26 protein-coding genes and 2 pseudogenes are annotated in these 24,615 nt (G+C 70.3%); 23 read left to right on the top strand and 5 right to left on the bottom strand.

Features of this window, described 5'->3' with window-relative positions:
* Window positions 1-88 precede the first annotated feature (88 nt).
* The 4 genes and pseudogenes from ACFVVO_RS11800 to ACFVVO_RS11815 all read left to right on the top strand — a co-directional run bounded on the left by ACFVVO_RS11800 (window position 89) and on the right by ACFVVO_RS11815 (window position 5,423).
* Complete coding sequence (locus ACFVVO_RS11800) at window positions 89-2,236, top strand: penicillin acylase family protein (RefSeq protein ID WP_390054132.1); 2,148 nt, start codon at window positions 89-91, stop codon at window positions 2,234-2,236.
* Window positions 2,229-2,813: pseudogene (locus ACFVVO_RS11805) on the top strand (GNAT family N-acetyltransferase); the annotation flags it as partial. The gene ACFVVO_RS11800 and the pseudogene ACFVVO_RS11805, both read left to right, overlap by 8 nt.
* A 94-nt stretch (window positions 2,814-2,907) precedes the next feature.
* On the top strand, window positions 2,908-4,794 hold the full coding sequence (locus ACFVVO_RS11810) for a copper resistance protein CopC (protein ID WP_390053953.1): 1,887 nt from the start codon (window positions 2,908-2,910) through the stop codon (window positions 4,792-4,794).
* Between the two features lie 23 nt (window positions 4,795-4,817).
* Entirely contained in the window at window positions 4,818-5,423 is a 606-nt protein-coding gene (locus tag ACFVVO_RS11815) for a poly-gamma-glutamate hydrolase family protein (RefSeq protein ID WP_390054133.1), read from the top strand.
* Window positions 5,424-5,449: 26 nt separating this feature from the next.
* On the opposite strand, the gene ACFVVO_RS11820 is transcribed toward ACFVVO_RS11815, so the two are convergent.
* Entirely contained in the window at window positions 5,450-8,245 is a 2,796-nt protein-coding gene (locus ACFVVO_RS11820) for a SpoIIE family protein phosphatase (protein WP_390053955.1), read from the bottom strand.
* Window positions 8,246-8,491: 246 nt separating this feature from the next.
* Here ACFVVO_RS11820 and ACFVVO_RS11825 point away from each other — a divergent pair, with 246 nt between their 5' ends.
* Window positions 8,492-9,646 (top strand): MFS transporter, encoded by a 1,155-nt coding sequence (locus ACFVVO_RS11825; protein ID WP_390054135.1) that lies wholly within the window; start codon window positions 8,492-8,494, stop codon window positions 9,644-9,646.
* Between the two features lie 28 nt (window positions 9,647-9,674).
* Here the strand turns inward: ACFVVO_RS11825 and ACFVVO_RS11830 are convergent.
* Window positions 9,675-9,929: pseudogene (locus ACFVVO_RS11830) on the bottom strand (ATP-binding protein); the annotation flags it as partial.
* Between the two features lie 29 nt (window positions 9,930-9,958).
* Here ACFVVO_RS11830 and ACFVVO_RS11835 point away from each other — a divergent pair.
* The gene (locus ACFVVO_RS11835) at window positions 9,959-10,192 is read left to right on the top strand and encodes a hypothetical protein (RefSeq protein WP_390053956.1); all 234 of its coding nucleotides are present in this window, start codon (window positions 9,959-9,961) and stop codon (window positions 10,190-10,192) included.
* 44 nt (window positions 10,193-10,236) lie between these two features.
* Window positions 10,237-10,461 (top strand): hypothetical protein, encoded by a 225-nt coding sequence (locus ACFVVO_RS11840; RefSeq protein WP_390054136.1) that lies wholly within the window; start codon window positions 10,237-10,239, stop codon window positions 10,459-10,461.
* A gap of 625 nt (window positions 10,462-11,086) precedes the next feature.
* On the opposite strand, the gene ACFVVO_RS11845 is transcribed toward ACFVVO_RS11840, so the two are convergent.
* Complete coding sequence (locus tag ACFVVO_RS11845; protein ID WP_390053958.1) at window positions 11,087-11,551, bottom strand: very short patch repair endonuclease; 465 nt, start codon at window positions 11,549-11,551, stop codon at window positions 11,087-11,089.
* Window positions 11,552-11,640: 89 nt separating this feature from the next.
* Between ACFVVO_RS11845 and ACFVVO_RS11850 the strand changes: the two genes are divergently transcribed.
* Entirely contained in the window at window positions 11,641-12,900 is a 1,260-nt protein-coding gene (locus tag ACFVVO_RS11850; protein ID WP_390053960.1) for a DNA cytosine methyltransferase, read from the top strand.
* Here ACFVVO_RS11850 and ACFVVO_RS11855 read toward each other — a convergent pair.
* Window positions 12,893-13,696 carry an HNH endonuclease gene (locus ACFVVO_RS11855; RefSeq protein ID WP_390053962.1) on the bottom strand — a complete coding sequence of 268 codons (804 nt, stop codon included), beginning with the start codon at window positions 13,694-13,696 and terminating at the stop codon, window positions 12,893-12,895. The two genes, ACFVVO_RS11850 and ACFVVO_RS11855, sit on opposite strands and share 8 nt — an antisense overlap.
* Before the next feature lie 199 nt (window positions 13,697-13,895).
* Between ACFVVO_RS11855 and ACFVVO_RS11860 the strand changes: the two genes are divergently transcribed.
* Both ACFVVO_RS11860 and ACFVVO_RS11865 read left to right on the top strand, forming a co-directional pair.
* Window positions 13,896-14,435 carry a hypothetical protein gene (locus tag ACFVVO_RS11860; RefSeq protein ID WP_390053963.1) on the top strand — a complete coding sequence of 180 codons (540 nt, stop codon included), beginning with the start codon at window positions 13,896-13,898 and terminating at the stop codon, window positions 14,433-14,435.
* Window positions 14,432-15,655, top strand: coding sequence for a hypothetical protein (locus tag ACFVVO_RS11865; protein WP_390053964.1), 1,224 nt, complete (start codon window positions 14,432-14,434; stop codon window positions 15,653-15,655). The genes ACFVVO_RS11860 and ACFVVO_RS11865 overlap by 4 nt, the downstream gene beginning before the upstream one ends.
* A 471-nt stretch (window positions 15,656-16,126) precedes the next feature.
* On the opposite strand, the gene ACFVVO_RS11870 is transcribed toward ACFVVO_RS11865, so the two are convergent.
* The gene (locus ACFVVO_RS11870; protein ID WP_390053966.1) at window positions 16,127-16,885 is read right to left on the bottom strand and encodes a GntR family transcriptional regulator; all 759 of its coding nucleotides are present in this window, start codon (window positions 16,883-16,885) and stop codon (window positions 16,127-16,129) included.
* A 195-nt stretch (window positions 16,886-17,080) separates the two neighbouring features.
* On the opposite strand from ACFVVO_RS11870, the gene ACFVVO_RS11875 reads away from it, so the two are divergent.
* The 13 genes from ACFVVO_RS11875 to ACFVVO_RS11935 all read left to right on the top strand — a co-directional run bounded on the left by ACFVVO_RS11875 (window position 17,081) and on the right by ACFVVO_RS11935 (window position 24,557).
* Window positions 17,081-17,410 (top strand): hypothetical protein, encoded by a 330-nt coding sequence (locus tag ACFVVO_RS11875; RefSeq protein ID WP_390053967.1) that lies wholly within the window; start codon window positions 17,081-17,083, stop codon window positions 17,408-17,410.
* A 2-nt stretch (window positions 17,411-17,412) separates the two neighbouring features.
* Window positions 17,413-18,753: an FtsK/SpoIIIE domain-containing protein gene (locus ACFVVO_RS11880; RefSeq protein WP_390053968.1), complete on the top strand. Its 1,341-nt coding sequence runs from the start codon at window positions 17,413-17,415 to the stop codon at window positions 18,751-18,753.
* A 10-nt stretch (window positions 18,754-18,763) separates the two neighbouring features.
* Window positions 18,764-19,036 carry a hypothetical protein gene (locus ACFVVO_RS11885; RefSeq protein WP_390053969.1) on the top strand — a complete coding sequence of 91 codons (273 nt, stop codon included), beginning with the start codon at window positions 18,764-18,766 and terminating at the stop codon, window positions 19,034-19,036.
* The gene (locus tag ACFVVO_RS11890; RefSeq protein WP_390053970.1) at window positions 19,033-19,695 is read left to right on the top strand and encodes a DUF2637 domain-containing protein; all 663 of its coding nucleotides are present in this window, start codon (window positions 19,033-19,035) and stop codon (window positions 19,693-19,695) included. The genes ACFVVO_RS11885 and ACFVVO_RS11890 overlap by 4 nt, the downstream gene beginning before the upstream one ends.
* Window positions 19,696-19,715: 20 nt before the next feature.
* Entirely contained in the window at window positions 19,716-19,898 is a 183-nt protein-coding gene (locus ACFVVO_RS11895) for a hypothetical protein (protein WP_390053972.1), read from the top strand.
* A gap of 1 nt (window position 19,899) precedes the next feature.
* The gene (locus tag ACFVVO_RS11900; RefSeq protein WP_388067065.1) at window positions 19,900-20,088 is read left to right on the top strand and encodes a mobile element transfer protein; all 189 of its coding nucleotides are present in this window, start codon (window positions 19,900-19,902) and stop codon (window positions 20,086-20,088) included.
* A gap of 15 nt (window positions 20,089-20,103) precedes the next feature.
* Window positions 20,104-20,403, top strand: coding sequence for a SpdD protein (locus ACFVVO_RS11905; RefSeq protein ID WP_390053973.1), 300 nt, complete (start codon window positions 20,104-20,106; stop codon window positions 20,401-20,403).
* 3 nt (window positions 20,404-20,406) lie between these two features.
* Entirely contained in the window at window positions 20,407-20,955 is a 549-nt protein-coding gene (locus ACFVVO_RS11910; protein WP_390053975.1) for a GGDEF domain-containing protein, read from the top strand.
* 93 nt (window positions 20,956-21,048) lie between these two features.
* Entirely contained in the window at window positions 21,049-21,228 is a 180-nt protein-coding gene (locus ACFVVO_RS11915; protein WP_390054138.1) for a hypothetical protein, read from the top strand.
* The gene (locus ACFVVO_RS11920) at window positions 21,228-21,434 is read left to right on the top strand and encodes a hypothetical protein (protein ID WP_390053976.1); all 207 of its coding nucleotides are present in this window, start codon (window positions 21,228-21,230) and stop codon (window positions 21,432-21,434) included. The genes ACFVVO_RS11915 and ACFVVO_RS11920 overlap by 1 nt, the downstream gene beginning before the upstream one ends.
* A 4-nt stretch (window positions 21,435-21,438) precedes the next feature.
* On the top strand, window positions 21,439-22,851 hold the full coding sequence (gene repSA, locus ACFVVO_RS11925; protein WP_390053978.1) for a replication initiator protein RepSA: 1,413 nt from the start codon (window positions 21,439-21,441) through the stop codon (window positions 22,849-22,851).
* Between the two features lie 237 nt (window positions 22,852-23,088).
* Complete coding sequence (locus ACFVVO_RS11930) at window positions 23,089-23,322, top strand: excisionase family DNA-binding protein (protein WP_390053980.1); 234 nt, start codon at window positions 23,089-23,091, stop codon at window positions 23,320-23,322.
* On the top strand, window positions 23,322-24,557 hold the full coding sequence (locus tag ACFVVO_RS11935; RefSeq protein WP_390053981.1) for a tyrosine-type recombinase/integrase: 1,236 nt from the start codon (window positions 23,322-23,324) through the stop codon (window positions 24,555-24,557). The genes ACFVVO_RS11930 and ACFVVO_RS11935 overlap by 1 nt, the downstream gene beginning before the upstream one ends.
* The last annotated feature ends 58 nt before the right edge of the window (window positions 24,558-24,615 follow it).

The following is a 24,615-nucleotide window of genomic DNA, read 5'->3' on the forward strand; positions in this document are numbered from 1 at the left end:
AGGTTTCTCTCCCCCGGCCGCCGGGAGTCGCGTACGATTCGCGCATCAACTTAGGCAAGGCTTACCTAAAATGGAGAGCTGCTCCGAGGTGACCAGCGAGATCCACCGCGATGCCTGGGGCATCCCCCATCTGCGGGCCGCCGACGCCCGCGCCCTGGCCCGCGCCCAGGGCCGGGTGACCGCCCTCGACCGCGCCTGGCAGCTCGAGGTCGAGCGGCACCGGGCCCGTGGCACCTCGGCCTCCTTCCTGGGCGCGGCCGCCCTCTCCTGGGACGTGTTCGCCCGCCGCGCCCGCCTCGACGACACCGCCAGGCGCTGTTTCGGCGCGCTGGCCGGCCGGGACCCCGAGACGGCGGACTGGGTCCGGGCGTACGTCGACGGCGTCAACGAGGGCCTGGCGGACGGCGCCCGCCGGGCGCCCGAGTTCGCGCGGTCCCCTCTCGCCCCGGGGCGCTGGGAGCCCTGGACCCCGCTCGGGGTCTGGCTCGCCACGCACATCCTGTTCGCCGGCTTCCCGGCCAAGCTGTGGCGCGAGGAGGCGATACGGCACCTCGGCCCCGAATCGGTCGGCCTTTTCGCCACCGACGGCCCCGGCACCGCCGGCAGCAACGGCTGGCTCCTGTCCGGCGACCGCACCGTCACCGGGCGGCCCATCGTCGCCGGTGACCCGCACCGCTTCATCGAGGACCCGGGCGTCTACCAGCAGATCCGCCTGTCCTGCCCGGAGTTCGACGTCATCGGCCTCGCCGTCCCCGGTGTTCCCGGCATCGCCCACTTCGGCCACACCGGCACCGTCGCCTGGGCCATCACCAACGCCATGGCCGATTACCAGGACGTCTACCGGGAGTGGCTGCGGCGCACCGGCGCGGGCGTGGAGGCGCTCGGCCCCGACGGGGTCTGGCGCCGGGCACTGCGGCACACGGAGACCGTGGAGGTCGCCGGGGAGGCCCCGGTCGGGATCGAGGTGCTCGAGACCGAGCGGGGGCCGGTGATCGCCGGCGGTCCGGAGGGCCTGGAGGCGGGCGTCACGGCCACCCCGCCGCACGGCCGGAACGCCGCTGACGAGGAGACCGGCCCGACCGAGCCGCCCACCGCCCTCGCCCTGCGCTACCCGCCCCGCGTCACGGAGGACCTCGGCTTCGGCTGTCTGCTCCCCCTCCTGCGCGCCCGCCGGGTCGGCGACGTCGACCGGGCGCTCGACGGCTGGGCCGAGCCGGTCAACGTCGTGCAGGCCGCCGACACCGAAGGCGGTCTGCTGCACCGGGTCGCCGGCCGCGTCCCCGTGCGCGCGGCGGACAACCGGGTCCGGGTGGTCCCCGCCTGGCGGCCGGGCCACGAGTGGCGCGGCTGGCACGAGACGCCGTACGCCCCACTGGCCGACGGCATCGCCGTGATGGCCAACCAGCGCGGCCCGGCCGCTCCCCTCGGCGTCGAGTTCGCGCCGCCGCACCGCGCCGCCCGCATCCGCGCCCTGCTCCAGGAGCGCCCCGTCTGGTCCGCCGCCGACCTGCACACCGTCCACACCGACACCCACCTCGCCTCGGCCGGTCCGCTCCTCGACCGCGTCGCCGCCCTCGACGGCCTCACCCCCGAGGCGGGCCGCCTCCGCGACCGGCTGCTGGCCTGGGACCGCCGCATGGACGCCGGCAGCACCGGCGCCGCGGCCTACGCCGCGGTGCGCACGGCGGTCGTGCGCCGGCTCGCCGCCCACCCGGCGTTCGCCGCCCTCACCGAACCGCCCGCCTACCCCGAGGTCCTGCTCCCCTGGCTGGCCCTCGTCCCGCGCATCGGCCACGCCCTCGAACACCTGCTGACGGCGGAGGAGTCGTACGGCGTCGACCGGGACGCCGTCGTACGGGACGCCCTGGTGGCGACCGCCGCCGCGGAACCGGCCGGCACCTGGTCGGACACCCATCGGCTCGCCCCCTGGAGGGCCCTGCCGGGGGAGGAGCCGTACGCGGAACCGGGCCTGGCCGGCGACCACGACTGCGTGCTGTGCACCTCGGCCGTCCCCGGCCTCACCGACCTCGCGGCCCGCGGCCCGGCCGCCCGCTACGTCTGGGACCTCGCGCGCCGCGAGGACAGCCGCTGGGTGGTCCCCTTCGGCGCCGACGGCGTCCCCGGCGCACCCCACCACCGCGACCAACTCCCCCTGTGGCTCGAGGGGGAGCTCGCCCCGGTCGTCACCGACTGGGCCCTGCTCACCGCCGAAGACACCCAGGAGAACGATGTCTGACCTGTTCGAACGGCACATCGACGGTTACGGCACCGTCCGCATCCGTCCCCTAGACCCGGCGGGCGACGCGCAGGTGGTGCACGCCTGGGTGAGCGAGGAGCGCGCCGCGTTCTGGGGAATGACCGGCCTGACCCGCTCCCAAGTGGCCGAAATCTACGCCCACATGGCCACCCTCGACACCCACCACGCCCACCTCGTCACCAAGGACGGTGAACCGGCCGCACTGCTGCAGACCTACGAGCCCGGCGCCGACCGGGTCGGCGAGTGCTACTCGGTCCGCCCCGGCGACATCGGCGTCCATGTGCTCCTCGCCCCCGCCGGATCCGCCGGCCGGCGCCCCGGCTGGACCTCGGCCCTGCTGACCGGGGTGACGGCGTACGCCCTGCTGGGGCTCGGCCGCCGCCGGATCGTGGTCGACCCGGACGTCCGCAACACCAGGGCGGTCGAACGCTTCTGGCGCCAGGGCTTCGAGCAGGGCCCCGCTGTCGTGCTGCCCGAGGTCGACATCCCCGGGGTGTACCTGCCCGCGAAACACGCCCAACTGGCCTTCCTGGACCGGGAGGCAGCCTTCCCGGGAGATCCGGCCCGATGCGCCGCCCGGACGAGGACCGTCCTTCCGGACACACCGGGCGGCCGGTGCGGTGAGCACGGCGGCCGATCGCCGCGTACGTATGGGGAGGCTTGACGTACCCGGAGCGCATGCGGCCGCCCGGGCCGGTGGACGGAGGGGTGAGGTGCGCGACGCACACCGGTGGCTGCGGCGGCTGACCGTGCTCGGCACGGGCCTGCTCCTGCTGCTGCTCGGCACCGCGGTCCCCGCCTCGGCCCACGCGGCCCTGCGCGAGACCGACCCCACCGATGGCACCGTCCTGAAGTCCGCCCCGCGCCGGGTGACGCTGACCTTCACGGAGTCCGTCGGCCTGCTGACCGACTCGTTCCGCGTCTACGACCCGGAGAACCACCGCCTCCGCACCGGCGAGGCGGACCACGCCCCCGGCCGCTCCGACACGGCCCGCGTACCGCTGCCCGCCCGGCTCGGCACCGGTACCTACACGGTGACCTGGCGGGTGGTCTCGGCGGACAGCCACCCGGTGTCCGGGGCCCTCACCTTCTCGGTGGGCAAGCGCACGGCGGCACCGGCGGGCCCGCTCCCCGACCGCGCGGAGAACCGGGCGACGACCAGCCTCTACAACATCGCGCGCTACCTCGCCTACCTGTCCGTGGCGCTCCTGCTCGGCACGGTGACGTTCGTGGCGTACTGCCGCCCGCCCGGCCGGGCCCGGCTGCGCCGTCCGGCACTGGCCGCCTGGTGGATCCTGCTCGTCTCGACCGCCGCCCTCTTCCTGCTGAGGGCGCCCTACGAGGAGGGCACCTCCCCCACGCGGGCGTTCGTGCTGTCCTCGCTCACCCGCACGGCCACGACCCGGCCCGGTGAACTCCTGCTCGCCCGCCTGATCCTGCTGCTCCTGGCCGCGGCCTGCGTCCTGCTACCGCGCCGGGGCCTGCGGCGGCGAGTCCCCCGCCGGGCCCTGCCGGCCTCGGCCGCGCTCGGCTCCGTGGCCCTCTCCCTGACCTGGGCCGCGGCCGAACACGCCTCGGCGGGGCCGCAGGTACCCGTCGCCGTCGCCTCCGCCGCCCTGCACCTGCTGGCCATGGCCGCCTGGCTGGGCGGCCTCGCGGCCCTGCTGCTGACACTGCGCCGGGACACGGCGGTGGAGCCGGCTCCCGTGGGAACGCCGGAGCCGGTGGCGCGGACCGTCGCCCGCTTCTCCCGCCTGGCCGTCGCCTCGGTGACGGTCCTCGCGGTGACCGGCGTCTACCAGTCCTGGCGGGGCCTCGGCTCCCCGCAGGCGCTCACCGGTACGACGTACGGACACATCCTGCTGGCCAAACTGGCGGCGGTGGCCCTGCTCCTCGCGGCCGCCTCCCGCTCCCGGCGGTGGACGGCCCGCCTGGCGAGTCCGTCCCCGGCGGCGCGCCCGGTCCGCGTCCCCGAGCCGGCCACCGGCCCGCCGCTCCCCGCCGCACCCCGGCCGGAGCCCACCGGACCGGACACCCCGTCGGCCCCCGCCCCGCACCAGCTGCGCCGCCCGGTGCTGGCCGAACTGGCCACAGGTGTCGTCGTCCTCGTCCTGACCACCCTCCTGACCAGCACCCTGCCGGGCCGGGCGGCGGCCGAGGCGGCGCGGTCCGAGGCGACGCCGGCCGCTGTCCCGGCCGCCTCGGTCACCACGATCCCGTTCGACGTCGGCACCCCCGGCGGCCACGGCAGGGTGCAGATCACCCTCGACCCCGGCCGGGTCGGCACGAACTCCGTCCAGGCGGTGGTCTACGGCCCCGACGGCGGCCTGGCCGCCGTCCCCGAACTCCGCCTCGCGATGATCCTCCCCGCCCAGCGGGTCGGCCCCCTGGACGCCAGGGTCACCGACCGCGGCGGCTACTGGGCGGCCGACTCCTTCGCCCTGCCGATCCCGGGGACGTGGACCATGAGGGTGACGGTGCGGGTGTCGGACGTGGACCAGGTGACCGTGTCGAAGACCGTACGGGTGGTGCGGTGACGGTCCCGGGGGAGAGGGGCGTGATGGAGCACGGCGAGCGAGTGATCATCGAGGGCGTGGAGTTCAAGGCCGCTCTGACCATCCGGTCGGACATCGGTCTGCTGGCCCTGCACGGCGCCAAGGAGGGCGGTACGGCGGAACTGGCCCACGAGGTGGCGGCCCGCACGGGAGCGACCGCACTGGTCTTCACCCAGCCCTTCGGCTCCCCGGTCCACATCCCCTCGCACCGGATGTCCGAGGCATCCTGCGAGGCCCTGCGGGAGTTCCTCTCCCATGTGTCCCTGACGGTCTCCCTGCACGGCCACCTACGTCCCGAAGCCCCCCGCTCGATCTTCCTGGGCGGTGCCAACCGCGAGGCGGCAAGGGTCCTCGGGCGCCCGCTCGCCCTGCTCACCCCCGCCTTCGACACCGTGACGGACCTGGAGCTGATCCCGAACGGGCTGCGGGGCCTCAACCCGCGCAACCCCGTGAACCTGACCCGCGCCGGAGGCGTCCAGGTGGAACTGCCGCTGGCCGCGCGGACCTCGCGCCCGGAGAAGGTCCAGGGCGCGCCCGAGACACCCCCGCGAGCGGTGGCGGACGCCCTGGCCACCGGCGTCGGGAAGCTGACGGCGGAGCGGCTCGGCTGACCGACCGCGCAAGCACCGGGCCGGGCTCACAGCTCCAGGTCGTCGAACTGTTCGAGGAGGAAGTCGACCGGCGCGTGTCCGGCGGCGGTGGTCGCGCCGTCGTGCAGCTGCTGTTCCGTCCAGATGACCTTGCCGCGGCTCGTGTACCGGGTGCCCCAGCGCTGGGCGAACTGCGCGACCAGGAACAGGCCCCGGCCGCCCTCGTCCGTCGTCGCCGCCCGCCGCAGCCGCGGCGAGGTACTGCTGCCGTCCGACACCTCGCAGCTCAGACAGCGTCCGTGCAGCAGCCGTACGGTGACCGGCGGTGAGCCGTACCGGATCGCGTTCGTGACCAGCTCGCTGAGGATCAGCTCCGTGGTGAACCCGGCCTCCTCCAGCCCCCACTCCAGCAGCGTCTCCCGGCAGCGCGCCCGCGCCGAGGGGACCAGCGCCGGGTCCGCCGGCACGTCCCACTCGGCCACCCGCGAGGGCGGGAACCTCCGGGTGCGTGCCGCCAGCAGCGCGATGTCGTCGGAGGAGTGGGCCGGCTTCAGGGTGTCGATCACCGTCCGGCAGGTCTCCTCCGGAGTGCGGTCCCCGGACCCGTCCAGCGCCCGGCGCAGCCGCTCCATGCCGACGTCGATGTCCTGGCCGCGGTCCTCCACCAGGCCGTCCGTGTACAGCAGCAGCTGTGAGCCCTCCGGCAGGGACAGCTCGGCGGTCTCGAAGGGGTAGCCGCCCAGGCCGAGCGGCGCCGACGCCGGAACGCCCGGGCAGGCGACCGTGCCGTCGGGGTGCACGAGCACCGGTTCCGGGTGTCCCGCGCGGGCCATCGTGCAGGCGCCCGTCACGGAGTCGTAGACCGCGTACAGGCAGGTCGCCCCGGTCACACCCTCCCCCTCGAGGCCCTCCACGGCCTTGCTCTCCTCGTTGTCCATGCGGACGACCAGGTCGTCCAGGTTCCCGAGCACCTCGTCCACGGGCAGGTCCAGGGTGGCGAAGTTGTGCACCGCGGTGCGCAGCCGGCCCATGGTCGCCGCCGCGTGCAGTCCGCGTCCGACGACGTCGCCCATCACCAGGGCCACCCGGGCGCCGGGCAGCGGGATGACGTCGAACCAGTCGCCGCCCACCCCGCCCTCCGCGGGCAGATACCGCCAGGCGACCTCCAGCGCGTCCTGCTCCGGCTGCCCGCGCGGCAGCAGACTGCGCTGAAGCGTCACGGCCATCGCGTGCTCCCGGGTGAACCGGCGGGCGTTGTCGATGGCGACCGCCGCCCGCGCGGCCAGTTCCTCGGCGAAGTGGAGGTCGTCCGGCTCGAACGGCTTCGACTCGCGCCGCCGGTAGAAGTTCGCCACGCCCAGCGGCACACCCCGGGCCCGCAGCGGCACGGTCACCAGCGAACGCAACCCGCACTCCAGGGACAGCCGGGCCCGCTCCGGGTCCTGGTCCCGCCAGCCGTGGGCCTGCCGCAGGTCCGCCTCCAGCATGCCCTGCCCCTCCTGCAGCGTCCGCATCTGCGGGGCCAGGGGCGAGAAGGTGATCACCTCACCGAGCGGGTACACCGGCACCTTCCGCTGCTCGCCGGCGATCGCCGCGCGCCGAAGATGCCGCCAGCCCTCCGCCGTCGGCTCCCACCCGCGCAGCACCGCGTCCAGTAGGTCCACCGTCACCAGGTCGGCGAACCGCGGCACCGCCACATCGGCCAGCTCCTGGGCCGTACGCCCCACGTCCAGCGTCGTGCCGACCCTCACCCCGGCGTCGTACAGCAGGTTCAGCCGCTGCCGCGAGACCTCGGCCCGGCCGGTGATCGCCGCCAGCTCCGTGGTGTCCCGCAGCGTCACCACGCTGCCTCTGCGCCCGGACCGCGGGTACGTGGGCCGCTTGTTCACCGCCAGCAGCCGGTCCCCCGCGAGATGCACCGCGTCGGTGACCGCCTCCGGTGAGGCCAGCAGCCGCTGGACCGGCTCCGGCAGGTCCAGCTCCCACACCGGACGCCCCCGCGCGTCGTCCGACAGCCCGAGCAGCCGCGTCGCCTCCTCGTTGGCCAGCAGCAGCCGGTCCTCGGCGTCGGTGATCAACACGCCCTCCCGCACCGCGTGCAGCACCGCCTCGTGGTGCTCGTACAGCTCCGCCAGCTCCCCGGGGGCCAGGCCGCGCGTCTGCCGCAGCAGCCGCCGGGACACCAGGGTCGTCCCGGTCACGGCCAGCACCAGCGCGACCGCGCCCGCGCCCAGGGCGATCGGCAGCTCCGGCATCCACAGCGCCGCCACGTTCCTGACCGTGATCCCGGCGGAGACCAGGCCGACGACCTTGCCCCGCGCGTCGGTCACCGGGACCACCGCCTGCACGGCCGTCCCCCTGCCCGTCGGCAGCGGCGGCCCGCCGGCCTGCTCGACGACTGTCTGCCCCCGCAGCGCCGGCCCGATGGTGCCGACGAACTTCTTCCCGATCTCGCTCGGGTACGGATACGTGTAGCGAATGCCCTCCGTGTTCATGGCGACGACGAAGTCGACGCCCGAGCGCTTGCGGGCCACCTCGGTCCGCGGCTGGAGCACCGCCGTCGGATCCCGGCTCCGCAGCGCCCTGGCCACGCCGGGGGCGCTCGCGAACGACTGGGCCGCGATCACCGATTCGCGGCGTCCTTCCCGCAGCGCGTCACGGGCCGCCTGGAGCATCACGGTCGCCACCGCGGTCAGCACCAGCAGCACCACGACCACGATCTGCAGCAGGAGCACCTGCCCGGCCACACTGCGCAGGTCCAGCAGGGAGGTACGACGCGCCTGCGGGCGTCCGGCGGACCCATGCTCCGCCGAGCCCGGAGAGTGCCCGGAAAATACCTCCATATCCCCTTGATAGCACCACTGGGCGACCCGAGAGCGAGCGAGGCCGTCCTGCCCCGGCCGAACCGCTCGGCACAGCGGCTCTGTCGGCGTCCTTGCCCTGCCGCGCCTCCCGGCCCGGCCCTCAGCGGGGTACGGTCAAGGGCCGTCCCGGCGTGGTGGCGCCGTCCGGTGCGAGCTGCCGAAGGGCGGGGAGAGGGACCTCCGATGAGCCGGGCGAGCACCGCGCGGTCCGCGTCGGCCCGGCAGATGTGGCCGCTGTACGCGGCCGGGTTCACCACGGCCTTCGGCGCGCACGGGATCGCCGCGAGCCTCGGCAGTGACGCGGCGGGCGCGGTCACCTCCCTGCTGGTGCTGGGCGGACTGCTCGCCCTCTACGACGGTGCCGAGGTCGTCCTCAAGCCGGTGTTCGGCACCCTCGCCGACCGGATCGGCGCCCGTCCGGTACTGCTCGGCGGCCTTGTGGCCTTCGCCGCCGCCTCCGCGCTGTACGCGGTGGTGGACAGCCCGGGCTGGCTCTGGGCGGCGCGCCTGGGGCAGGGCGCCGCGGCCTCCGCGTTCTCACCGTCCGCATCCGCGCTCGTCGCCCGGCTGAACCCGGCGGCCGGGCACGGTCGCGCGTTCGGCGGCTACGGCTTCTGCAAGTCCGTCGGCTACACGCTGGGTCCACTGCTCGGCGGCGTCCTGGTCCGGGTCGGCGGGCTGCGGCTGCTCTTCGCCGTCCTCGCCGTACTGGGCGCGGTGGTCGCCGTCTGGGCCACCGCCGCCGTACCCGGCGTGGCCCCGCTGCCCAAGGTCCGGCAGACGGTGCTGGACCTGGCCCGGCGGCTGGCCGACCCGGCGTTCCTCGCCCCGACGTCCGCACTGGCCGCGGCGACCGCCGCCCTGTCGGCCGGGGTGGGGTTCCTGCCGGTCTCCGGCCGGGCCGCCGGGCTCGGCCCGGTGGCCACCGGTGCCGCCGTGTCGGTGCTGGCCGCGTGCGCGGCGGTCCTCCAGCCGAGGGCCGGGCGGGCTCTGGACGAGGGCCGCCTCACCACACGGAGCGGACTCACGGCGGGTCTGCTGCTGGCGGCCGTGGGTCTGGGCTGCGCCATGCTGCCCGGCCTGGCCGGCGTGCTGTCCGCGGCGGCCCTGATCGGCGCCGGCACCGGCTTGATCACCCCGCTGGGCTTCGCCGCCCTGGCCTCCTCGACCCCGCCGGAACGCCTGGGCCAGACCATGGGCGCCGCCGAACTCGGCCGTGAACTCGGTGACGCGGGAGGACCGTTGCTGGTCGCGGTGGTCGCCTCGCGGACCACCCTCACCCACGGCTACGCGGCCCTGGGCGCCCTGCTCGCCCTCGGCGCGGCACTCGGCCTCGCCCATCGCCGTTCCACGGTGGACCAGCGGCCCCGGAGCCGGTGAGGCGGGCCGGGCCCCGGGCGCTCGCACATGCCCTGCGCCATGCGCCGAGCAGTTCCTCGGGTCCGTACGCCGCTTGCGGCCCGGAGCAGTCGATCCCGTTGCGCGAGACCGCCCACGAGCGGCACGGGCTCGTCGGTGATCGCCGCCCGGTGCTGGTGAGATCTCCCCGCATCCGCTCGATCTCCGACATGGGCGGATCCAGAAACGCCGACCAGAACCGCAGGTAGGGATCGGACATCCGGTAGCGGCGTTCCTTCGACGGCCAAGCGCTGCAGCTGGCCTCATAAATCGAACACGTGATTGAATTCAGTCATGCGAACGTTCCCCGACGACCTCGCGCAGGCTCAGAAGGAGTGGAGTGCCACGTACCGGCAGCTCGCCGAGCATCCTGGCCGCACCGATCTGCGCCGGCGTCTGTACCGGCTGTCGACCCAGACGTTCTTCCATCCGTACTGGCGGCGACGGCGCCCCGGCCCCGCGGCCTGGTGGGAGCTTCGTGAGCTGGGACGGTCGGACGGGCTCATGAGCGAGCGGTTTCACCGATGACGCGCTGGAACGCGGGCCCGCACGTCCCGGACGAGTCCGAGGGCATGTCCGGACCGATTCGCGTGAGCGTGCATCCGCCGTCGCCCTCCGGAGGCCGACGCGTGCGCGTGGACGGGGAGATCCTCGGCCTGGCCCACAACGTGGCCGACATAGCGGAGTTTCTCCGCCGAGCCGGGCTGGAGATCGACCCGGCGGACGTGGCCGAGGCCCCATGGATCGACTGGCGCGGAGCGGGGCCGGAAGGGTGGGACCCGGAGACGAGTGGCTGACGGGTACTGGTCCGCGGGTGCGCTCACGGGCCCGGTCGGAAAGGCGTCGGTCGCTCAGCCCGGTGGTGCGGTCTCCAGTTCTGCCGGTTCCGCGAAGGGCCCCACTGCGAACAGTGGGGCCCTTCGACATCGTGCCCGGTGAGGCACTGGCGGAGGATACGAGATTCGAACTCGTGAGGGGTTGCCCCAACACGCTTTCCAAGTGTGCTGGTGTGCCTTGGACGGCCGTACGCAGCCGTTCACCTGCGTTTATGAGGGCTCGCCACCCTGATGTCCGACCTGCGTAGGTACTCATCTGGACGGGGCGGTACGTCTGCGAATGAGACCAGAACTGAGACCAGCGCCGGGGCCCGCTTTGCCGGTCGAGGGAAGCCCGTCACAGCCGACTTGCCCCGCTGATCTGCGCTGCCTGCCGCCCGTTGCTTGCGGGGGCCGCCGAGGCATAGGAGGCTCTGTCCCGTGCTCAGGGAACCTATCCAGTTGACGATCGCTGAAGACGGCTCAGTCGTTCTTCCCCTCGGGGTGCTCGCCGAGGCAGGGCTATCGCCCGGGAGCTCTGTGCTGGCCTACAGCAGTGGCGACGGTCGGATCGTTCTGCGCAGGGAAGAGGACGCGGTGCAAGACCTCATTGAGTTCGGGCGCCTCGACTAGGCGGGGCAGCGGCGTCCACAACCTTGATGATGCGCTCCACGGCCTCTTCTGGAGGCTCGTGTTCCCACACGCGGACGACTACCCACCCTGCGGCTGTCAGGGCCTCGTCGGCCGCCCTGTCCCGCGCCACGTTGCGCTCTAGCTTCGGCCCCCAGTAGCCGCCATTTACACCAGGCTGCCGACCGTGCTCGGGGCAGCAGTGCCAAAAGCACCCGTCTACGAAGACAGCCACCTTGGCGCGTGTGAAGAGGATGTCTGGCCGCGGCCGCGCGCCCTCCAGCAGCAAGCGGACGTCCACGCGGTACCGCTTGCCTGCAGCGTGAAGCAGGGAGCGGATGGTTCGCTCCGGCTTGGTGTCCCGCCGCTTGATCGCGGCCATGTTGCGTGAGCGGCCGGGAGTCGGCGGCGTCGACGTTGCGGGGTCACTGTTGAGTGCCATCGCTTACACCGTAGCCAAGACTGTCAGACCCTCGGTGTTTGATGCGTCAGGATGGTAGACCTGTGCAATCACGACCTGGAGGTACGAGCGTGGCTGATCTGACGGCCGTGGAGATCTGCGCGGGCGCTGGCGGCCAGTCGCTCGGCCTGGAGCTCGCAGGATTCGAGCATGCACTCGCCGTTGAGCTCGATGAGAATGCGGTGAACACGCTCAAGAAGAATCGCCCAGACTGGGACGTGCGGCACGGTGACGTAGCTGACGAGACTGTCTGGGACCCTAAGGCGGTCCCCCCCGTTGACCTGCTCGCTGGCGGAGTTCCCTGCCCTCCCTTCTCCATTGCGGGCAAGCAGTTGGGCGCCACTGACGAGCGGGACCTTTTCGCATGGGCCGTTGAACTTGCCTCGAAGATGGAGCCGAGGGCTGTCCTTTTGGAGAACGTGCGAGGGCTTTCTATGCCGCGCTTCTCCGCATATCGCCAGCACGTTAAGGACCGGCTAAAAGAACTTGGTTACTGGTCCGACTGGAAGCTTCTGCACGCTAATGACTATGGCGTGCCGCAACTGCGGCCCCGTTTCGTCTTGGTCGCGCTGCGCAATGAAGACGCCCCGTGGTTCGAGTGGCCCCAAAAAACACCATGCAAGGAAACTGTCGGGACAGCACTGTTTGACCTGATGGCAGCAAATGGCTGGCCAGGTGCTGAGGCGTGGAGAGAGAAGGCCAACGACATTGCACCCACTATTGTGGGCGGCTCTAAGAAACATGGCGGAGCCGATCTTGGCCCGACTCGTGCCAAGGCTGCTTGGCGCGCGCTCGGTGTAGACGCGATGGGCGTCGCTAATTTCGCTCCGGGTGATTCGGACCCCGTTGACTTCGTGCCTAAGCTCACGACGGAGATGGTGCAGCGCATTCAGGGGTGGGGGCCTGACCCGGACTATGCCTGGGAATTTACAGGCCGCAAGACGTCGAAGTACAGGCAGATCGGTAATGCCTTCCCTCCACCGGTGGCTAGGGCGGTCGGTACGTCAATCGCCGATGCATTGAACCGGAAGGGGAAGCCTAAAAAGCTGTCCGAGGTGGAGAACGAGGTCATGCATGACCGGCTCTACCTCGCCCTCAAGAACGCGCCAGCTCCACTCACGGAGAAGGAGCTAGTCAAGCTGGCCGGAGAAAAGATCGATTCCTCCACCTTCGAGCGACGCATGGCCATGCTCGCTAGAGACTTCGTGATCGATGAGGATGACCAGCTTGGCGGCCGTGCGTACCGGCTCGCAGGCTTCAAGGGCTTCATAGGGCAGGAAGACCACGAGCGGCACGCACGCTTTGCCGAATCCCGCTCTCGTATCAGCTAGTTTCGCCGAGGCGCTTGGCAAGGTGATCGATTAGCGCCGCCCGGTCATTGTGGGGCAGCTTGCGCGCACGGTCGTAGGCTTGGTCAACCCTTGATCGGGGGCGCTCACCTTTACGCATCCAGTTGAGGAGCTCGCCCGCTTCCTTGCTAGTGAGCCGCTTCAACCCCGCGAGGACTTCGTCGTACTGTTCTGGGTCGGGCACTTCGTCTCGAACTGTCTCGTTGCAGCGAGAACACTCAACGCGCCAGTTGTCCATGTCATCTCTAGCGCCACGGGACTTAAGCCGCTCCTGCGGCACCAGATGGCCGATGGTCAGTCGGACCTTCGTTCCAGGCTCTCCGGGGTACTCCTCGTCCACACCCACTCCGCAGATCCTGCAGCGAGACTCATCGCGCTCCATGACGAACCGTCGGACCCGGGCACTTGGGGCGAATTTCTCGTACTTCGCTCGCTCGCTGTCGATCCACAGCTTTCCCCCCTTGACCTCAAGGCGGTACTCGTCGTGGGCGAGACTGGCGTCGTTCCGCTGTGACGGGATGACCCAGTCGCATTTCCGCAGTTCCCGCAGCCTGCGGTTCAGGTGCTCTGAGCTTTCGGCTATGTCGGGGCCAAGAGCGGTGCGGAGCTCCCGCATCGTGAACGTGTCACCGACGTCCTTCTTGAACCAGAGCCAGGCCGCCAATCGGCACTCTTGGCCGAACCGCTGCTTCTTCGTGCCGGGCCGGATGGAGACCTCCCACCACGGCGTCCCGTCCGGGGCTCTCGACTCGTCGTGTTCGTTGGCGTCCGTAGGCATGCACGGGAGTATGGCCGGCTCATTGGATCTTGACTAGAGATGATCAGATATGGCCGCGACCACGTCAAGAACGTGCATATTGTGATCATCCTGACCAACCGACCCTCGGGCCTTCTCTTCCGTGGGTACCGTCGTGCGGAGGTGTAACGGCCAGCAGAAATTGGGTACTTAGAAGCGTGACCAGGCGAGGGTGCAAAGCGTGAGTGAGGAGGGCCTTCGCCGCCTGGGTGCACCAGGAAGCGCGCTCAAGGAACGCGTCAGCTACTTGACGTTGGGCCTCTTGGCGACCGGCGCAGGCTGCTTCCTCAGTGATCCTCAGCTGGACTACGACTGCCTAGACGTGACGATCATTGGCTCTGGCCCGCATCGACGCCGACGCCCGCGCTTCGATGTCCAGATCAAGGCGAGCAGCGTTGGCGGCACTGTCCGGGCCTTGGCCGGTGGCGACTTCGCGATCTCGCTACCGCGGCATCAGTACGAAAACCTCCGGGCACCGGCCTTCCTGCCGATCAAGTTCGTGGCACACATCTTCCCGAGAGGTACCGAGATCCCCCAGTTTGTCACTGAGGGAGATCGCATGACCCTCGATGGCATCATGCTTATGTCAGACCCGCGTGAGTGGCGCCCACTGCCCGACGGACAGGAGTCCGGGACGGTGCATCTCCGGCGCGACCGCCTATTCGACAGCGAATACATCAAGAGCGAAATCAAGGTTCTGGGTGATGGAGGTGGGCGATGAGTCAAAATCTAACCGATGATTTCTACGCCCTCGCATCACTTATCCCTCCATCGCGCACTTCGCGTTACATGCATGCGCAAGGCTGGGATCTAGTCGATAGAAGGGAGGGTCTCCTTGAGGAATGGGCAGAGCCGGTAGAGCTTGATGGCGAAGACGATTCCGAAATCTATCTCCTGCCGATAAATAGCGAATTTCGAGACTTCGAGCGAAGGTATGTTGAATTCTTGAAGGCGGTCGCTGACTACTATGCGATCGACGCCCATGAACTATCTCATCGACTTCGCCTAGGCGACACTGATGTTCTCTTGTTCAGGATTTCTGGCGACCGAGACTTGCGTGATTCCGTAAGTCTTGATGAGGCCGGTGGAGTCCTGAGCGTCGCACACCGTATGCTGAAAGCGTCGGCCCGCTACACCGCCAGTCCCGGTAAAGAGTTGACCGGGCGCATGAGACCCCAAGCGGCACATTACATCAGGAATCACGTTGCCCTTGGTCATACTCGGCAAGGCAGCTTTGTTTTTCCGATCCTCTCCGGCCCGCGAGTAAGTGAGAGAGAAGCTGCCAGTTTCGCCCGCCGAGTGGTGGAAAACCTGGCTATCGGGCTTTGGCGTGTTCAATCTATCGCTGGTGATAGGCACTCCGCAGTTAGGGATGAGTTCGCTCCTCTCGTGGTGGCGCTAGCAGATTCCGTGCACCGGTTGTCTGCGGTGTCAGGGCTTCAGGCTGTGGAAATCTCCTTCAGGTGGGCGCCTGACCGTGGAACTCCTGTCCGCATTCCCGATAGAGGCATCACTCTAAAGCCTGACGCGATTAGGCAGCTCGGCATGACCGGGCCACGGGTTAGAGAGATCCTTGCCGGAAATTATGATGGGCCCTTTGTGGCGGGCGCGCTGGGGGGATCGAAGGTTCGGCCTGCGTCTTCTGCTGCTCCGGCATTGCCTGCGGTGGAGTACACCGAAGTTCGCGGCCAGGTCGTTGCGCTGCAAATCGATGATAGAAGAATCGCGGACTGGGGAACCCGGTATTCAATCGTGCTTCGTTCAGGGGTCGATGATGCAGTCTTCGATGTTCAGATCCCTGTGAGTGAGCGCGACTATGAGAGGGCGGCTGAAGCGCGGGGCCGAGGAATCGCGGTAACCGCCATGGGGAGCTTGATCAGAGTGGATAGCGGCGCTCTGCTTGAAGGGGAAGTGCTTTTCGATGGCGAGCCGAGCAGATAGCCAGGGCCTCGCACTTCCTATGCACCTCAACCAACTACTCACCCGGCTCCCATCCCGTCTGCCGTCGACCCACACACCGTGGAGCGGGCGTGGTTCCTGGCGTCCAGGTGGAGCGCGCCACTGTACGAACGACCTGGACGCCAGGGGCCGCGTCTGCTCGGCTCTGCCTGGGTTGACGGTAGACGGGATGGGAGCTCCTCGCGTACGCCACACTCGACCGGCGCTCGCGAACGGTGCCCCGTCCATCTCGGAGCCTGAGCGCCCCCGCCGGAGGCTGTCTTGACCGTTGCCGCGTCATGCGGTGATCGACTCATGGCCTCCGGCCCTGTCCACTAGTGGGCGCGCGTCGGCGCAGCGCGGGCGGAGCGGGCCGGAGGCAGGAGCGGCGCCCGCGGCGGAGCCGGGAGCGCGCCCGGCGGAGCGGAGCGCAGCCGGGGCTTGATGAGGTAGAGAAACCTGTAACAACACAGGTCACGCGTCGAAGTCGTACTCCAGGATGTACGACGCGGCGTCGAGCGTCATCTCGTTGATTTCGACGGGGCGGCCTTCATCCGCGAACGCGGTGCGACAGATGAGGATGACCGGCGTACCCGAGGACATGCTCAACTGCGCCGCCTCATCCTTCGACGGCATGCGTGAGCGGATCTCCTCGCGGAAGTGCACGGGCTTGTAGCCGAGTTCGGCAAGCCTGGCGTACGTTCCGCCTGGTCCCGTGTCCTCCTGAGTGATAGCGGACCCCGCAACCACTGACGTGGGCAGATAGCTCGTTGCGAGCAGGACGGGTTTCCCCTCCAAGACGAAGCGACGGCGCCTCACGCACACCGTCTCCTCCTCGGCCAGGTCCAGAACCGCGCTGATGCGGTCGGGCGCGGCCTCCTCGGACACGGTGACCTGGTCCACCTCGAGCGCGCGGTTCTCGATGTCCGCGGACCAGATGGAACGGCCGCTACCCCACTGCTGCTCGGAAAGCCGCTGGATGCCTCGGCGTCGAAGGGGGCGAAACGCTCGGACGAACACGCCCGCACCCTTGCGGGCCTCTGCGACGCCTTCGTCTCGGAGCACGCTCAACGCCTGTCGGGCCGTCATGCGAGCCACGCCGTGCGCGGCCATCAGCTCGTTTTCTCCGGGGAGGCGATCACCGGGGCCGTACTCGCCCGACTGGATCGCCTCGCGCAGGGAGTCCGCGATCCGCTGGTACTTCGGCCGACGGTCGTCGTCGGTGTTGGCCATTCCGGAGCCCTCCTCTCTTCTCTAGACACCCCACTCTAGGGGACCGACTGTCTCGCGTCGCTCTCTGCGTGTTGCCGCGATCTTCGACTTGCAACCTCTCTATACATCCCACTTGACATCTCTAGAGACGAGCACTCAAAGTGGAGATGTCTAGAGAGGTTGCATCGGGCGGCCTCCTGAACGAGGGATGTGCTCATGCCGTCTTTCAAGATCGACACCTCTACCGCTGTGGTGTTCGTGGCTACCGCGCCGACGCCGAAGCTGGCCAACGCCAAGACCGGTGAGCGGGCGATGGACCGGGAGACCGGTGCGGCTCTGTCGACGGTGGGCCTGCTGGTCTCGGACGAAGGGGAGGGGAACCTCTACCAGGTCACCATCCCCGAGACCGGTTACCCCGAGGGCCTGGCGCCCGGCATGCCGGTGAAGGTGATCGGGCTGAAGGCGCGGGACTGGGAGAACGAGTTCAACGGCCAGAAGAGGCACGGCATCTCGTTCCGAGCCGTCGCGATCACTTCGGCGGTCTGATCATGACCGACCTGTCCATGATGCTGGAGACCACGGGCGCCCTCGCGAGCGTCGGCGGTCTCGGCTACGCGAAGGTCCGCGCGCCGCGCGTGTACTGGTCGCTCGTCGGCCTGCCGGTCACCTGGGCCCGGTTCACCCTCTCCTACCGCTCCACGATGGACGTGTGCGGACTGACGGTGCAGCCGTCGCGTATGCGGGCCTTCATCGCGCGGAACGTGGCCCGGCGCGAGGTGCTGCCGGTCCCGCCCAAGGTGCGCCGGGTCCGGGGAACGTCGACGGGGCTGCGGGTGACACTGCGGCTCCCCGCTGGCCTGGAGCCCGCGGACCTGATGGCCGCCTCGGAGCGGCTGCGGCATGCCTGGGGCGTGCATTCGGTGACCGTCGCCGAGACCAAGCCGGGCTATGTCGAGCTGCGCATGACGGGCTATGACGTGCTGCGTCAGGTCCGGATGCCGCGCGGGGCTCGCCCTGACGGGCTGGCGGTACCGGTGGCGCTGCGGGAGGACGGGACGGCGTTCGTCCGGGACTACCGCAAGGTGCCCATGGCGCTGACGCTGGGCGCCAACACCTCGGGCAAATCCGTCTTCCAGCGGAACCTGGTCAAGGGCTTGGCGCGACTGCCGGTGGCGCTGGTCGGGATCGACTGCAAGCGCGGGGTAGAACACTCCGCCTACGCGCCCCGGCTGTCAGCCCTGGCCACCACCCCGGACGACTCCGCCTCCCTCCTGGACGTCCTGGTCGGGGAGATGGAATCCCGGTTCGACGTGCTGAGCCTGCACGGGGTGTCGGACATGTGGGAGCTGCCCGAGCGGTTACGGCCGGTGCCCGTCGTCGTCCTGGTCGATGAGGTGGCGGAGCTGTTCCTGATCTCCTCGAAGAAGGACGAGGAGCGGCGGGAGCGGATCGTGACCGCACTGGTCCGGCTGGCGCAGATGGCCCGCGCGGTCGGGATCTACCTGGAGGTGTGCGGGCAGCGCTTCGGCTCCGAACTCGGCCGTGGGGCGACCATGCTCCGCGCCCAGCTCACCGGCCGCGTGGTCCACCGGGTCAACGACAAGCAGACCGCCGAAATGGGCCTCGCCGACGTCGCCCCGGATGCCGTCCAGGCCGCGAGCCTCATCCCCGCCGAGCGCCCCGGCACCGCTGTGGCAGCGGATTCCTCGGGTGGCTGGGCGAAGATCCGCACCCCGCACACCTCCCGCGATGAGGCGAAGGCAGTGTGCCGGAAGTTCGCGCACCTCGTCCCGGACCTGCCCGTCCTCGCCCCGTACCGGCCACACGTGCCCGCCGACGCCTCGGCGTCCGGTCCGTCTCTGGTCAAGCCGCGCCCGGTCACCGAGTAGGAGAGCCACCATGCCCCAGCCGCTGACTGCCCTGGACACCCTGGCCCCGACCGACTTCCTTCGTCAGCTCGCCGCACTGCGAGAGCAGCGGGACGAGATCGACCGGCAGATCCGCGCCCACCTGGCCTACGCCCGGGAGTTCACCGGTCCCCGGCCCTACACGCTGGCCTCGCTGGCGGATGCGTCGGGACTGTCCATCTCCGGTGTGCGTACCGCCTACACCCCGGCCGACTGCGACACCGTGGCACGTGCGCTGGGCCGATCTTCCCGGGATCAGTCATGACGTCGCCGACCCGCCGCCTTCGTCCGGACGCCGTCCTGATCCAGGCCGTGATCGCCGGTGCTCTCTCCTTCGCGCACCTGCACGACCTGGCGGCGGCGGCCGGGCAGTCCGGATGGAAGGCATGGGCCTACCCGGTCTCGGTCGACCTGCTCCTGGTCGCCGCCTGGCGACGGCTCCGCGTCGGCCGCGACCGCTCCTCCTGGACCTGGTTCGCCATCGCCCTGGCGGCCTCGCTCGGCGCGAACGTCGCCACGGCCGGACTGCTCGACCTGCACCAGGTGCCTGCCTGGCTGCGCATCCTCGTCGCCGGATGGCCCGCCCTCGCCTTCCTTGGCGGAACCCTCCTCGTCCACGCCCCCACCCCGGACGCCCCGGCCCCGGTCATGGATGAGGAACCGGCGGCGGAAGTCGAGATGCATCGCACCGATACACCCGACGAGTCGGCCCAGGCCCCGATCCGAGCGCCGGAACTCGCACCGGCGCCACCTAAGCCACCCGGTGCGGCCGTTCCGCCAGCACTGCTCGACCACGCCCGCTCGATCGCCGACACCCACCGCACCACCACGGGTGAGCAGATCACCGCCGAAGCGCTCACCGCCCGGCTCGGCCTTCCCGCTCCGACCTGCCAAGAGATCGCCGCGCAACTCCAACTCACCTGACGCCGAGAGGAGATCACCCCATGTCTTGGTCCTACGACCGCGCCACCGACTACCTGGACGCCGCTCGCGAGATGGCCGACTCCGGCCGTCCCACTCTGGCCCGGCTCCTCGCCGAGGAAGCCGCCGACCGCACCCCGAACCCGAACGAGGCGGCCCGCATCCTCGCCGAGTTCGCCGGCCACAGCCTGCGACAGGAGAGCTGACGTGGCCGCCTACCGCCGCTTCCGCGACGTGCGCCGCTTCGGACCGGTCACGGTCGGCACCTACCACAACGGCCGTGGCCAGACCCGGCACACCGCCGCCTGCACCGCCCCCGGCTGCGGCTTCTCCACCGACCACCGCGACCGCTCCGCCGCCGAACTCGCCGCCCGCACCCACCGCTGCAACGCCTGACAGGAGGAAAAGCCCGTGTTCACACCGAAGTACCCGCCCCAGGACACCGCACCGGCACCGGCGACCGTTCAGACGCCCGCGGTTCAGGCTCCGGCCCCGGCCGTACCGGTGGCGGCCCCGGCCTCGAACCGGCCGACCGTCCAGCTCACCCCCGGCAGCGCGCTCGGCCTCGCGGCCGGTGGCGGGGCTGTGGTCCTGGTCGTCGGTGCGGTCCTGGTCTCGATGCTCCTCGCGGTCGCCATCACCGCCATCTCCGTCGCCGTGACCGCCGTCGTACTCCGCTTCCTCATCACCGACCTGCGAAAGGGGCACTGAACCATGGACACCCACGTGATCGCCGCCGCGTTACCCACGCTCGGCTGGGCCGTCCACGGAGGCCTCCTCGTGCGCCGCCTGGCCACCGCCCGCCGTGACCCACTGACCGGCCTGCACACCCGCGCCGGATGGACCACCCGCGCCGAACACCTGCTCGCCAAGCACCCCGGCGCCCTGGTGCTCCTGGTCGACCTGGACGACTTCAAGGCCACCAACGACACCCACGGCCACGCCGCCGGAGACGCGGTCCTCACCGCCACCGCCCGCCGAGTGAACACCTGGGTCGGGCGCTACGGCATCGCCGCCCGCCTCGGCGGGGACGAGTTCGCCGCGATCGTCACCGACCCCGGCCGCACCCCCGGCTTCGACGCCCTGCAACGCGCCTTGAACGGGTCCCTCGACCACGACGGCCGCACCCTGCCGGTGTCGGCATCGGTCGGCCGCTGCTACTGCTCCCACCTGCCGGTGAGGACCCTCACCGACGCCCTGTCCGCCGCCGACGCGGCGATGTACCAGGCCAAGGGGCACGGCAGGCGCAACACCCGACCATGACGGCCCCCGGAGCGGCCTCGGTCGCCAAACTTCCGCCGCTCCGGGCGCCTGCACCACTTCCAGATCCAACGGACCCGAAAGGGAAACTTCATGATGCCCCAGCACGCCCGCGGTACGCGTGTCTGCCGCGACTGCGACGGCCACGCCACCGCCCACATCACCACCGGCGCCCGTCACCGCGACGGCACCCGCGTCACCCTCCGCGTGACCTGCCCGGCCTGCAAGGGCACCGGCACCACTCGCCTCGGGCGCCCGCAGGAGGTGACCGCCTGATGCCTCGCAACTGGAGCCGTGGAGTCGACCGCATCCACTACGAAGGCATTGACGGCGACTACGACCGCTTGAAGAAGACCGCCAAGGCGCACGAGCTGCACGACGGCCAGCGGAGCGCGAAGCCGTCCCGGCCTGGCCGCACGGACCTGTCCGGGCCGACCAGCAGCGACGCCAGCACGCCGAAGAAGCGGCGTTGGGGCCGGTGATCAAGTGACTGACACCGCCACGATGGCGGGCCTGGACCCGGCCACCCTCGCCGACGTGCTGAGGCTGGCCGGGTCTACCGGCTTCGACCGCATCCAAGACCAGATCCGCCGCACCGGCGGCTGCACCGACCCCATCCGCCTGCAAGGTTCCGTCGTCGTCCGGGACAAGAAAACCCGGCACGTCCTGCACTCATACTCGACCGACACCGAGCCGGGCGGCGTGCTGCGTGTGGCCTGCGGCAACCGGCGGGCCTCCCGCTGCCCGGCCTGCGCCTGGACCTACGCGGGCGACACCTACCACCTCATCCGCGCTGGACTCGTCGGAGACCCGGCCAAGGGAACTCCCGAGACCATCCGCGATCACTCGCGTGTTTTCGCCACCCTGACTGCGCCGTCCTTCGGCCCGGTTCACAACCGGCCCGGCAACCGGCCCTGCCGCTGCGGCACCCACCACCAGGAGGACGCCCCGGAGCTGGGCACCCCGCTCGACCCGGAGACGTACGACTACGCGGGCGCGGTGCTGTGGAATAACCACGCCTCTGACCTGTGGCGCTACTTCACGATCTACCTCCGACGCGAGATCGCCAAGCGGGCCGGTCTCACGCAGAAGGATGCCCGCGAGCAATCCCGGATCTCCTTCGGCAAGGTCGCGGAGTACCAGAAGCGTGGTGCCGTGCACTTCCACGCGGTGATTCGCTTCGACGGCCCGGACGGACCCGATAGCCCGCCCCCGGCCTGGGCCACCCTCGATCTGCTCACCGACGCCATCCATGCCGCCGCCGCACGCGTCGCGGTCGACGTCCCTCCGGCCCGCTATCAACCGGACCCCGAGCAACCGGCACGTACTGAACCCGCGCGCACGCTGCGTTGGGGCGAGCAGATCGACGTACGCCCGATCCGGGCCTTCGGGGACGGTGCCGAGATCACCGAACAGGCCGTCGCCTCCTACGTCGCTAAGTACGCCACCAAAGCAGCCGAGACCACCGGCACCGTAGACCGCCGCATCGGCAACGAAGAGGCCCTGGTCCTCCTCGACGTGCCTGACCACCCGGCCCGGCTCATCGCCGCCTGCCTCGACCTCCACCCGCTCTACCCGGACCGGAAGTTACGGGACTGGGCTCACATGCTCGGCTTCCGCGGCCACTTCTCCACCAAGTCCCGCCGCTACTCCACCACCCTCAGCGCACTCCGCCAGGTCCGCGCCGAATACCGCGCAGCCCAGCAACGCGCCGCCCTCGGCCTACCCGACCCCAACGCCGAAGAGGCAACCACCCTCACCCTCGCCCACTGGGCCTACGCCGGACACGGCCACACACCCGGCGAATCCTGGCTCGCTGCCAACATCCGCCGCGACATCCAGCACAACCGCGAGACCGCCCGCGAAGAACTGGCTGCCTCAGGAGACGACCATGCGTGACCCCATGCGGCGCGTGCCGGGCTCCGATTGCCCCGTGTGCCGCGAACTGTGTTGCGCCGATTGCGCCGCTTGCTGGGCCGCCTTCGCGGCCGATGAGTGGACGGCGTGCCTGGAGTGCGGCGGCTACGGACGGCACTCGACAGAGCCGCGCTTCCCGTGCCCCGTCTGCTCTGGCTCCACTCTCGTGCCGGCTCGCCCCGTCTTGATCTTGCTCGGTCTGGATTTCAAGGAGGAGAAGTGACCACAGCCACACCTGCCCCGACTACCGCGGATCCGACCCTCCTCCTCCTCACGGTCGAGGAAGCTGCCCGCCGACTGGGCATCGGCCGTACTACGTGCTTCGCGCTCATCGCCTCATGCGAACTGGAGTCGGTCAAGGTTGGCACTCTGCGGCGCATCCCCGCTGATGCGCTCGTCGCGTACGTCGGCCGCCTGCGTGGCGCCTCTGCTGCCTCGATGGGGGATGAGTGATGGTGGCGAAGCGGAGCCGGGAGCCGAACGGGGCTTCCTCGATCTACAAGGGCGCCGATGGCCGGTGGCATGGGCGTGTGACTGTCGGCGTCCGCCCAGACGGCAAACCCGATCGGCGGCACGTCAGCCGCAAGACCAAGGCCGAAGTCGTCAAAGCCGTTCGAGAGATCGAGCGCAAGCGCGAGTCGGGACGCCTCAGCAAGCCGGGCGAGAAGTGGACGCTTGGGAGCTGGCTGGAGCACTGGGTACACGAGATCGCCAAAAAGTACGTCGCCGAGAACACGTACGCCGGGTATGAGGTTGACGTCCGGGTGCATCTGGTCCCTGGCATCGGAGCTCACCGGCTTGACCGCCTGGAGCCGGAGCACTTGGAGGCCTTCTACGCCAAGATGCAGCGCGAAGGCAGCAAGGCCGGGACAGCGCATCATGTCCACCGAACCGTGCGTGTGGCGCTCGCCGAGGCCAGGCGGCGCGGACACGTCTCCCGGAACGTCGCCGAGATCGCCCGGGCTCCTCGGCTCGAAGAGGAGGAGGTGGAGCCGTACACCATTGAGGAGGTGCAAAGCCTGCTCCTGGAGGCCTCCAAGCTCCGCAACAGCGCGCGCTGGGTCGTCGCCCTCGCCCTTGGTCTCCGCCAAGGGGAAGCACTCGGGCTCCAGTGGGATGACGTCGATCTAGACGCCGGGTACGTGCGCATCCGGCGGAACCGGCTCCGGCCCAGGTATCAGCACGGCTGCCAGAACGAGTCGTGCGGCAGGAAGCCGGGCTACTGCCCCAAGCGGGAGCAGATCCGGCGCGAGCACAAGAGCACGAAGTCGCGCTCTGGCCGCCGGACAGTCGGCCTGCCTGACCCGCTGATCAAGCTGCTCCGCAAGCACAAGGAGGAACAGGACCGGGAGCGAGCGGAGGCCGGAGCCGACTGGGAAGACAAGGGCTACGTCTTCACGTCGCCGACGGGTGGGCCGCTGAGCCCGAACACCGACTACCACGTGTGGAAGCGGCTTCTTCGAGACGCGGGAGTGCGGGATGGGCGCCTTCACGACGCCCGGCACACAGCGGCCACGGTTCTCCTCGTGCTCGGTGTCCCGGACGTCATCGTGGACGCGATCATGGGCTGGGAGCCGGGCGGCGCCGCACGGATGCGAGCTCGCTACATGCATGTGACCGGGCTCATGCTCCGGAAGGTCGCGGATCAGGTCGGAGAGAAGCTGTGGGGCTCCTCGGGAGCCAACTGAGACCAGAACTGAGACCACGCACGTCGAAGGCCCCCACCGCGAACGGTGGGGGCCTTCG

It is taken from the genome of Streptomyces sp. NPDC058145, from assembly GCF_042884245.1.
Classification (GTDB): domain Bacteria; phylum Actinomycetota; class Actinomycetes; order Streptomycetales; family Streptomycetaceae; genus Streptomyces.